Below are 1094 nucleotides of genomic sequence, written 5' to 3'. Positions count from 1 at the left end.
CTCGATCGGTCACTTTACCTAGGCAAAAAGGTTCCATTTTTGCCCATTGAGCATCAGTAAGTATGTATCTATCCATACTACTATTATAAATTAATCAGTTGCCTTTGTTAATTCTCAACAAGCCCTAGCGGATAAAGCATTTGATGCAGATTGGCTCATCCAAGAACTCAATGAACGTAAAGTGAAAGTGGTGATCCCACCCAAATCTAATCGAAAAGTAATGAGAGCATTTGATACGATTATGTATAAATGGCGTCATCTCATTGAAAACTATTTCTGTAAGTTAAAAGAATTTAAACGTATAGCGATGCGTAGTTGTAAAACAGATACGAGTTTTGAAGCCATGATTCAATTGTGCGCGAGTTTAATTAACTCTCGGTAATTCTCAACAAACCCTAATAGGTTTTCAGAATGTGCTTGGATCAATATAAATAAAAATATTATTATACTTGGCCCAACTGGAATAGGGAAAACATGGATCGCATGTGCATTTGCAACTGAAGCATGTAAACAAGGCTATAAGGCTATTTTTTTATAGAGCACCTGATTTTATTGAGGCATTAGAACAAGCTGTGGACAACTCTAACGAGAAGCTTTTTATAAAAAAGTTAAAAAGGTTTAAGTTGGTTGTAATCGATGATTTTGGTCTTAGTAATATTCCTTCTAAAGTTGAAAATGCCTTATTGAATTTCATTGATAGTTATTCAACAAACGGTAGCTTACTTATAACAAGTCAGTATTCCTATGATTTATGGCATGAGAAATTTAATGATCCTACGTTAGCTGATGCAATCCTAGACCGAATAATTCATAACGCTTATAAATTAGAAATTACTGGTGATTCGATGAGAAAAAACAGATCTTTTGATGTGGAAGCCACTCTTTAAGAGTGGCTGATTTTAAAGTGAAATGAGTGGCTGATTTTGGGTGTGATATACATATATGACCTTCTCAATCCATGGGGTGTAAGTTCAAGATTTAGTTTTTTACATATTTTCTCTAAGCTATCGTAAGGATTGATGTGTGCTTAAAAAACAGGAGGGTTTAACTTGGTAAACTATACATACTCATTAGGAGTTTACCATGAGCAAGAA

General features: G+C 34.1%; 3 protein-coding genes. All 3 read left to right on the top strand.

Annotated features, from left to right (window positions below):
• Positions 1 to 241: 241 nt before the first annotated feature.
• From CDG59_RS15620 to CDG59_RS14895, 3 genes are read left to right on the top strand one after another with little or no spacing between them, the layout of a single operon-like run.
• Positions 242 to 382, top strand: a complete 141-nt coding sequence (locus CDG59_RS15620) for a hypothetical protein (RefSeq protein ID WP_227519143.1) — start codon at positions 242 to 244, stop codon at positions 380 to 382.
• 39 nt (positions 383 to 421) lie between these two features.
• Complete coding sequence (locus CDG59_RS15720; RefSeq protein ID WP_319823161.1) at positions 422 to 538, top strand: ATP-binding protein; 117 nt, start codon at positions 422 to 424, stop codon at positions 536 to 538.
• On the top strand, positions 486 to 887 hold the full coding sequence (locus CDG59_RS14895; RefSeq protein ID WP_264754471.1) for an ATP-binding protein: 402 nt from the start codon (positions 486 to 488) through the stop codon (positions 885 to 887). Before CDG59_RS15720 ends, CDG59_RS14895 begins: the two co-directional genes overlap by 53 nt.
• Positions 888 to 1094 lie beyond the last annotated feature (207 nt).

The sequence above is a fragment of the Acinetobacter sp. WCHA29 genome (assembly GCF_002165335.1).
Classification (GTDB): Bacteria; Pseudomonadota; Gammaproteobacteria; order Pseudomonadales; family Moraxellaceae; genus Acinetobacter.
The sequence above is the reverse complement of the archived record's forward strand: the minus strand, read 5'-3'. Positions and strand labels throughout refer to the sequence as shown.

Coding starts and splice junctions, on each gene's coding strand:
- CDG59_RS15620 (WP_227519143.1), top strand. CDS start 242: ATGTATAAATGGCGTCATCTCATTGAAAACTATTTCTGTAAGTTAAAA.